The sequence below is a fragment of the Acetobacter cerevisiae genome (assembly GCF_001580535.1).
Lineage (GTDB): Bacteria > Pseudomonadota > Alphaproteobacteria > Acetobacterales > Acetobacteraceae > Acetobacter > Acetobacter cerevisiae.
This window is the reverse complement of sequence record NZ_LHZA01000085.1, coordinates 1-8,444: the sequence shown is the minus strand read 5'-3', so window position 1 is coordinate 8,444 and position 8,444 is coordinate 1. Positions and strand designations below refer to the sequence as shown.

The 8,444-nt window shown below is 60.4% G+C and carries 8 protein-coding genes; 4 read left to right on the top strand and 4 right to left on the bottom strand.

Annotation, left to right across the window (positions count from 1 at the left end):
- Positions 1 to 196 precede the first annotated feature (196 nt).
- Positions 197 to 775 carry a TetR/AcrR family transcriptional regulator gene (locus AD928_RS01290; RefSeq protein ID WP_197461655.1) on the bottom strand — a complete coding sequence of 193 codons (579 nt, stop codon included), beginning with the start codon at positions 773 to 775 and terminating at the stop codon, positions 197 to 199.
- Between the two features lie 138 nt (positions 776 to 913).
- On the opposite strand from AD928_RS01290, the gene AD928_RS01285 reads away from it, so the two are divergent.
- The 4 genes from AD928_RS01285 to AD928_RS01270 all read left to right on the top strand — a co-directional run bounded on the left by AD928_RS01285 (position 914) and on the right by AD928_RS01270 (position 5,534).
- Positions 914 to 1,903, top strand: coding sequence for a zinc-dependent alcohol dehydrogenase family protein (locus AD928_RS01285; protein WP_062247616.1), 990 nt, complete (start codon positions 914 to 916; stop codon positions 1,901 to 1,903).
- Between the two features lie 202 nt (positions 1,904 to 2,105).
- Positions 2,106 to 2,396, top strand: a complete 291-nt coding sequence (locus AD928_RS01280; RefSeq protein ID WP_043153273.1) for a metal/formaldehyde-sensitive transcriptional repressor — start codon at positions 2,106 to 2,108, stop codon at positions 2,394 to 2,396.
- Positions 2,397 to 2,611: 215 nt separating this feature from the next.
- Complete coding sequence (locus AD928_RS01275) at positions 2,612 to 3,721, top strand: S-(hydroxymethyl)glutathione dehydrogenase/class III alcohol dehydrogenase (RefSeq protein WP_062247618.1); 1,110 nt, start codon at positions 2,612 to 2,614, stop codon at positions 3,719 to 3,721.
- 793 nt (positions 3,722 to 4,514) lie between these two features.
- Positions 4,515 to 5,534 (top strand): excinuclease ABC subunit UvrA, encoded by a 1,020-nt coding sequence (locus tag AD928_RS01270; protein ID WP_456304672.1) that lies wholly within the window; start codon positions 4,515 to 4,517, stop codon positions 5,532 to 5,534.
- Between the two features lie 257 nt (positions 5,535 to 5,791).
- Here AD928_RS01270 and AD928_RS01265 read toward each other — a convergent pair whose 3' ends face one another.
- The 3 genes from AD928_RS01265 to AD928_RS01255 form a co-directional block, all read right to left on the bottom strand.
- On the bottom strand, positions 5,792 to 6,361 hold the full coding sequence (locus tag AD928_RS01265; RefSeq protein WP_047820973.1) for a type 1 glutamine amidotransferase domain-containing protein: 570 nt from the start codon (positions 6,359 to 6,361) through the stop codon (positions 5,792 to 5,794).
- Between the two features lie 30 nt (positions 6,362 to 6,391).
- The gene (locus tag AD928_RS01260; RefSeq protein WP_047820974.1) at positions 6,392 to 7,531 is read right to left on the bottom strand and encodes a glutathione-independent formaldehyde dehydrogenase; all 1,140 of its coding nucleotides are present in this window, start codon (positions 7,529 to 7,531) and stop codon (positions 6,392 to 6,394) included.
- A gap of 461 nt (positions 7,532 to 7,992) precedes the next feature.
- The gene (locus AD928_RS01255) at positions 7,993 to 8,289 is read right to left on the bottom strand and encodes a putative quinol monooxygenase (protein WP_233419884.1); all 297 of its coding nucleotides are present in this window, start codon (positions 8,287 to 8,289) and stop codon (positions 7,993 to 7,995) included.
- Positions 8,290 to 8,444 lie beyond the last annotated feature (155 nt).

The window sequence follows — 8,444 nt, the reverse complement described above, 5'->3', positions numbered from 1 at the left end:
GTCTCCACAAAACCCGGGGCAATTCAGTAGCGTCACGCATCTCATATGCTTTCGCTCCCTTTAATATTCTCGGCTACTCGTTGAAGGTACGCCGATATGTCGGTCACCGCTACGTACAAACGTGGCATCATTTGAGGCGGTGTCACAACCGTCCGTGGCTGTTGAAAAACAGGCTGCTGGGATCTCGCCTGGACGATCAAACCGCAGCCGGCCATCGATCGAGTGCCATTTCGGCGATGGAGAGAAGTTCGTTGATCGTAGCGCCGTCGCGCGCTTGAACGGACATGCCTTCCATGACCGTATTGATGAATTTGCCTAGGACGGCCGGATCAGTATCGGCCGCAAGCTCGCCCTGCGCGGCGCCCCGATGTAAACGCTCGATCAGGAGGGCCTCCGCCGCGATACGCTTGTCGCGCAGCAGGCATTCGATGGCGGCGGACGCCGGCGACACGGCTGCCGCTGCCGAATACATGAAGCAGCCGGCCGGCGTTCCAGGCTCCGAGAACGATGACGCCGCTTGCTCCAGCAGGCCTTTGACGGCCTCGAAGGTGGACAACGCCGGGTCGTTGATGGGGGCATAGAGGTGGACGCTGAACGTCGCGGCATAGCGCTCGATCACCGCCGCGAACAGCCCCGCCTTGTTGCCAAACGCCGCATAGAGACTGGCGGCGGCGACGCCAGTCTCCGCCACCAGATCGGCCATCGAAGTCGCCTCGTAGCCGCGCTGCCAGAACAGCCTTACCGCCTTGTCGAGCGCTGCGTTAGTGTCGAACACGCGAGGGCGACCTGCGCCGCGACGTGCTTTCGTCTCTGTCATGTCTGGCGCCCGATATGGAATGATCGATAAATAATATCTTGAAACTGGTGGCCCACACCGATACAGAACGATCATTCTATAATCAAGGAGTGTCCCATGAGCCGCATCGTCCGAATCCACGAATATGGCGACGCAAGCGTCCTCAGGATTGAAGAAGTGGCAGTGCCCGCGCCCGCGGCCGACGAAGTGCAGATCGCGGTCAAGGCGATAGGCATAAACCGCGCCGAGGTGATGTTCCGCAACCATGCCTACCTTCAGGAAGCCGAGTTCCCTAGCCGACTCGGCTACGAGGCTGCCGGCACTGTCGTTACGGTCGGGGCGGACGTGACCGGGTTTGCGGAAGGCGAAGCCGTCAGCGTTATTCCCCCGCTCGATATCGCGCGCTGGGGCACTTATGGCGAGGTCGCCAACGTGCCCGCCCGCCTCGTCGTCAAGCATCCGGCGGCGCTGTCGTTCGAGAAAGCGGCGGCCGTGTGGATGCAGTATGTCACCGCCTGGGGTGCGCTGGTGGAGCAGGCGAAGCTCGGCGAAGGCGATTTCGTCATCGTCACCGCTGCTTCCAGCAGCGTCGGCCTTGCTGCCTTCCAGATTGCGCGGATGGTCGGCGCGACGGTAATCGCGACGACGCGTACCGGCGCCAAGCGCCAGGCCCTGCTCGATGCCGGTGCACATCACGTCATCGCGACCGGGGAAGAGGATCTGGTAGCGAAGGTGATGGAGATAACCGATGGCGCAGGTGCGCGCGTGGTGCTCGATCCGGTCGGAGGCCCGTCGCTCGAACCGCTGACCGCAAGCATGGCGCGCGGCGGCATCCTGCTTGAATATGGCGCGCTAAGCGACGAGCCGACGCCGTTCCCGTTGTTCTCCGTTCTGGGCAAGAGCCTAACGCTCAAGGGTTATCTCTACAGCGAGATCGTCTCCGACGATGCCGCCCTCGATCGCGCCAAGGCGTTCATCGTGGCGGGACTGGAATCGGGCGCACTAAAGCCGCAGATCGCGCGCACCTTCCCGCTCGACGCCATCCAAGACGCGCACCGCTTCCTCGAATCAAACGACCAGATCGGCAAGGTCGTCGTTACGGTCTGACCGGCAATTCTGGGGGAGCGAGCGATGGCTCCCCCCCCTTCCCCGACACATGATCGGACCCTCAGCCCATGCCGTGGTTGCTTGCGGCGCAGGCTTGAGAGCATGACCGGAACCTCGCCCGATGAGAGAAACGCCCGTCTCAGTGCAGGATTGAAACTCCCCCCCTGTATGGTATGCTGAAGCGATTTCTCGGGAAAACGCGATGCCACATTCATCAGAGGACAAAAAGCGAGCCATCACACGCTTGCGGCGTATCAAGGGCCAGGCGGACGCTCTGGAACGCGCGATCGAAGCCGGGGCCGATTGCGCTCCCCTGCTGCAGCAAATTGTCGCCATGCGTGGCGCGACAAACGGACTGATGGCGGAAGTGATGGAGAGTCACCTCAGGGAAACATTCGGTTCCGGCGCAGATCCGGCCCTCAAAAGCGAGGGTGGCGATCACGATGACGGCGTGGAGGGCGTAATGAAGATTCTGCGTACTTATCTTAAATGACGATTTCAGGCTCATTTTCTTGCCCGTGTTCTCTCGCACTTAGAAGCCAGCCCCTGCTGCCTTCTCTGGTTTGAGATCCTCGGTAGGACACCTCTTGTATACTGGCAGGGAGTATGACAAAGATACTCCCTGACAGTATGAGAACGTCGACGAATTTGCGATGGCGCAACGGCCTCGCACCGGCAATCAGTTTCCATCAACGAGGGTATCCCAACATGAAATCTCGCGCCGCTGTAGCCTTCGAGCCGGGCAAGCCACTCGAAATCGTCGAAATCGATGTCGCCCCACCCCGGAAGGGTGAAGTGCTCATCCGGGTGACGCACACCGGTGTGTGCCACACCGATGCGTACACGCTGGCGGGCAGTGATCCGGAGGGCGTTTTCCCGGTGGTTCTAGGCCACGAGGGCGCGGGCACCGTTGTCGAGGTCGGTGAGGGCGTCACCAGCGTCAGGCCGGGCGATCACGTGATTCCGCTCTACACAGCCGAGTGCGGCAAGTGCGATTTCTGCGTGTCGGGCAAGACCAACCTGTGCGTCGCTGTCCGCGAAACGCAGGGCAAGGGTTTGATGCCCGATGGCACCACCCGCTTTTCGTACAATGGCCAGCCCCTTTATCATTACATGGGCTGTTCAACCTTCAGTGAATATACTGTCGTCGCCGAAGTTTCGCTCGCCAAGATCAATCCCGAGGCTAACCCCGAACAGGTCTGTCTGCTGGGCTGCGGCGTCACGACCGGCATCGGCGCAGTCCACAATACCGCCAAGGTCCAGCCCGGAGACTCGGTCGCCGTGTTCGGCCTGGGCGGCATCGGCCTCGCGGCGATTCAGGGTGCGCGCCAGGCGAAGGCGGGTCGCATCATCGCCATCGACACCAATCCGTCCAAGTTCGAGCTGGCACGCCAGTTCGGTGCGACCGAGTGTATCAACCCCAAGGACCATGACAAGCCCATCCAGCAAGTGCTGATCGAGATGACGGGATGGGGCATCGATCATACCTTCGAGTGCATCGGCAACGTCAATGTCATGCGCGCCGCTCTTGAATCAGCGCACCGTGGCTGGGGTCAGTCGATCGTGATTGGCGTTGCCGGCGCGGGCGAAGAAATCTCCACCCGTCCATTCCAGCTCGTTACGGGCCGCGTCTGGAAGGGGTCCGCTTTCGGCGGCGTCAAGGGACGGACACAGCTCCCCGGCATGGTCGAGGACGCCATGAGAGGCGATATCGATCTGGCCCCGTTCGTGACCCACATCATGGGTTTGGAGGAGATCAACGAGGCGTTCGAACTGATGCACGAAGGCAAGTCGATCCGCACGGTCATTCACTACTGACCCGCCGATCCGAAGCGGCGCCAGGCGCTCGGATCGACAAGCCAGCCTTCATCATGGCCCGACCCCGGCCATGATGAAGGCTCCCTGGCAACTGAGCGATGCGGTACAACCGCCGAAGTGCAGTCGTTACACGCCGATCGCGGCACGGACCACGGCCGCCTAACCCGTGCGCTTACCTGCGGGGTGTGTGGCCTCGTCGCGCGACCCGACGGAAAAAGGCTTTGTCGTACCTTAGTTTAGTGCTGGAAAATATTCCAAAGGTTTCGAAGCTCGGGCCATCGTGGCCGTTGGATGCATTGAGTCGGAAATGCATTCATCTGTTACCCTGATTGTGATGAAACACGGGCCGCACGGGCGGATACGGCAGGAAAACTAAGTTGAAAAACAAGGATATACACTCGACGACGCAGGCCTCCGACCATGGACATGCGGGGCCGCCCGCTTGCGTGCAGGTTCGCGGCGCGCGCCAGAATAACCTCAAAAATATTGACGTCGATGTACCGCGCGACGCCTTCGTGGTGTTCACCGGCATATCGGGCTCGGGCAAGTCATCGCTCGCGTTCGGCACCCTTTATGCCGAAGCCCAGCGGCGTTATCTGGAATCGGTTGCGCCCTATGCCCGTCGCCTGATCGACCAGGCCGGCGTGCCGGAGGTCGACACGATCGACGGATTGCCGCCTGCGGTCGCGTTGCAGCAGCAGCGCGGCTCGGCCAACGCGCGATCCACGGTCGGCAGCGTGACGACGCTCTCCAGCCTGGTGCGGATGCTCTATTCCCGCGTCGGCGAATACGCTTGGAAGGGATCAGGCGTAACAATCTTCAAGGTCTCGACGTTGAGTTTCCCATCGGCTGCTTCACCGCTGTCACCGGCGTTTCGGGATCGGGCAAATCCAGTCTTGTCAGTCAGGCGCTGCCCGAGCTCGTCACGGAACACCTCGGCGGCTCTCCGGTGGCCGAGGAGGAGGATATCGATCCTCTGCTCGACGTTGCTCAGAACGATACTGAAGGACGCATTGTCGCGGGCATGGAGCATGTTCGCAGGCTGGTGCGGGTCGATCAGAAACCGATCGGCCGCACGCCGCGCTCGAACCTATCCACCTACAGCGGCATGTTCGACCATGTGCGACGGATCTTCGCTGATACGCCGCTCGCCCGCCGGCGACACTATAGCCCGGGCAGGTTCTCGTTCAACGTCGCGCAAGGTCGCTGCCCGGTGTGCGAGGGCGAGGGATACGTCATGGTGGAGCTGCTGTTCCTGCCGAGCGTTTTTGCGCCGTGCTCGACCTGTCATGGCTCTCGCTACAACCCGCAAACGCTCGAAGTCGAATGGAACGGGCGCAATATCGCCCAGGTGCTCGAACTGACGGTCGACGATGCGTGCGATTTCTTCGCTGGCGAGGCATCTGTGATGCGCTCCCTCGACGTGTTGCGGGAGATCGGTCTTGGCTATCTGAGGCTCGGACAGCCTGCGACCGAGCTGTCTGGCGGGGAGGCGCAGCGCATCAAGCTGGCGACTGAACTGCAACGCGCCCAGCGCGGCAACACGATCTACATCCTCGACGAGCCCACTTCGGGGCTTCACCCCTCCGATGCCGACCGGCTGATGCAACACCTGCAGGGCCTCGTCGACGCTGGCAATACCGTCGTCGTCGTCGAACATGACATGCGCGCCATCACGCAGATGGACTGGGTCATCGATCTGGGACCGGGGGCTGGGGAAGATGGCGGCCGTATCGTTGCCAGCGGCGTCCCTGGCGTCGTTGCGGAAGCAGAAGGCAGTCTCACCGCCCCCTATCTCAAAGCGGCGCTGTAGGTCGTAAACCTGACCGAACGGGCGTTCGATCAGGTGTATGTCAACCGGACGCTGGAATGGGTCGAATCTGGAAGCGGGAGCCGAAGATGTGTCAACGCGGTTGACGCGGTTTAGGGTTCGAGTGCCCGTCAGGTGCGCCGTGTTAGTCTGATATGCGGCGTAGCGGACAGCCAATCGCCGGCCATCCGCTACGCCTGTTTTGTGCGGAACTTCTCCAGGGAGCGGGCCCTCACATGGTTCGTCGAAACCGCCCCGTCTTAATTCCCGGCTGCGAGCCCAGCGCCCACACCTTCCGCGATTTCGTCCACGAGTGTGGCGCAGAAGGCGGGTAAATCATTAGGGTCGCGGCTTGTGACAAGGCCGTTGTCGACCACGACTTCTTCATTGATCCATGTACCGCCGGCGTTCTCGACATCGACCTTCAGCGTTGGGTAGGACGTCAGGGTGCGACCCTTAAGCACGCCCGCCTCAATCAATGTCCAGGGTGCATGGCATATAGCCGCAACCGGTTTTTTCTGATCGAAGAAAGCCCGGATGAAACCAATTGCCTCGCCGCTGCCGCGCAGCTTGTCGGCACCGACAGTTCCTCCGGGCACAACAAGTCCGTCGAAATCGTCGGCTTTCACCTCGGAAAACGTCTTGTCGATAGTATAGCTGCCGCCCTCGTCGAGATCGCTATTGACTGTGCGAGCCACGCCCGCTTCAAAACTGACCACGGTCACTTTGCCGCCAGCCTCCTCGATAGCTTGCTTGGGCTTCGAGAATTCTGGCTCTTCCGTCCCGCGGGGCGCGATCAGAACGGCAACTGATTTGCCCTCTAATGTCATAATTTATCCCTATTCCGTAGAAGACTAAGGTCAGGCACCCGGTTTGAGCACGACCTTTGTCCAACCATTATCGCGCGCATCGAAATGCTTGTAAGCGTCTGGTGCCTGATCGAGCGGCAGTCGGTGCGAGATGATTTGACCAGGATTGGCCCGGCCTTGCTCGATAAGCTTCATCAGCCGCCGGTTGTAGTGCTTTACATTACACTGGCCGGTGCCGATCTTCTGCCCCTTGAACCAGAAGTTGCCGAAGTCGAACGCCATCTTGCCTTCCTTCTGGAGATCGTCGGTCGCATTCGGATCTTCCGGGATAAACACGCCGACGACGCCGATGCCGCCGGTGGCCTTCGTGCTTTTGACGAGGCAGTTCATCGTGTAATTACTGCGCTCCTTGCCGTGGCGATCGCAACACTGGTAACCTACCGCCTCGACCCCCCGGTCGGTTCCAAGGCCGCCGGTCGCGTCAAGGATCTGCTGGGCGGGATCGCCCTTGCGCATGTCGATCGGGATCGCGCCCATCGCTTCGGCCAGCTTCAGACGGTCATCGTGGGAATCGACCACGAAGATCTGAGCGGCACCGCGGATTTCGGCCGAGTGCGCGGCCATCAAACCGACCGGACCAGCCCCGTAGATCGCGATACTCTCACCAGGCAAGAAACCTGACAACTCGACGCCATGCCAACCCGTCGGGAAGATGTCGGAGAGCATGACATAGTCATCCTCCTTCTCCTCAGCGTCCTCGGGCAGCTTCAGGCAATTGAAGTCGGCATAAGGTACGCGCATCATCTCGGCCTGACCGCCTTGCCACGGACCCATCTCGGCAAAGCCATACGCTGCGCCGGCGGTCCCAGGATTGGTCGTGAGGCAAAAACCCGTCAGACCGCGTTCGCAATTTTCGCAGAACCCGCAACCGACGTTGAACGGCATGCAGACGCGATCGCCCTTGTTAATCCGATCTACGGCAGCGCCGACTTCGATGACTTCGCCAAGGTTTTCGTGGCCAAAGACCCTGCCCTTCTCGAAGCTGGTGCGGCCCTCGTACATGTGAAGGTCCGACCCGCAGATGTTGGTCGTCGTCAGCCGGATGATAACATCGGTCGGCTTTTCGATCTTGGGATCATCGATGGTATCGACGGAAACGTCTTTGGGCCCGTTGTACACGACAGCTTTCACGGATCTTCTCCTTTTGTAGCTCTGATCTGGGCGTCATCAAATCGAGAGCTTGCTGATGATCCGAACCAGCGCAAAGGCGCATAGCATGGCACCTTTCCAACCAATGTCTGTCTCCTAAACCGCCTGACGCCTGAACGGTTCCTTCCCGTTCGGCAGTTCTCGGATCGATTTACGGCGGCTTTTCGATTGCCAGGGCCAGGACGATCTAAAAAGCGGCAGATTGATGACCTAAAGAAGTTCCTGCGAAACCAACGGCGCCATGATAACGCAACACATCAACGCCGACTTATCAGCAGCAGCATCAAAAGGCCGGATAAGCGCAAAAGACAAGGCCATCCACTATCGCGGATGGCCTGTCGTATTCTTCTATTTAGTTCCAGAGCCGGCCGGGCCGTCCATTCCCGAGGGCAGGCGACCCTAACCGTGCAGTCGTACGGCAGCTTGGGGTGCCGACCACTCCGCTATTTCGCGGCCAGCAGGGTGAACTTGTGAATCTGCGGCGGTTCCGAGAACAGTTCTTCCGCCTTCTCCATCAGCGCGGCGGCAACCTTGCCGTCAAGATGGGCCTGCCGATCCTCCTCTGTGTCGAACGTATCGAAGATCGCGTACGCACCGGGACCTTCCTCGATCGCATACCAGGTCAGAGTGCCCGGCTCGGCTTGAACGAGCGGCAATGCCGAGGTCAGGAAATTGGCGACATCGCGCGCTTTTCCGGGCTTGGCCTTCAGTGGCACATACAGCGCAAGTTTGGGCATCATCGACTCCTCAAGTTAAACGGACAGATATCATTTGGCAAAGTAACGGTCAAGCGGGCCGGAACGTTCCTCGTCAGCAAGGCATATCCACAGAACGCATCGCGCTCCCGCCTTGCCGGTGCGTGCGAGGCATGAATTGCCCCGGGTTTTGTGGAGAC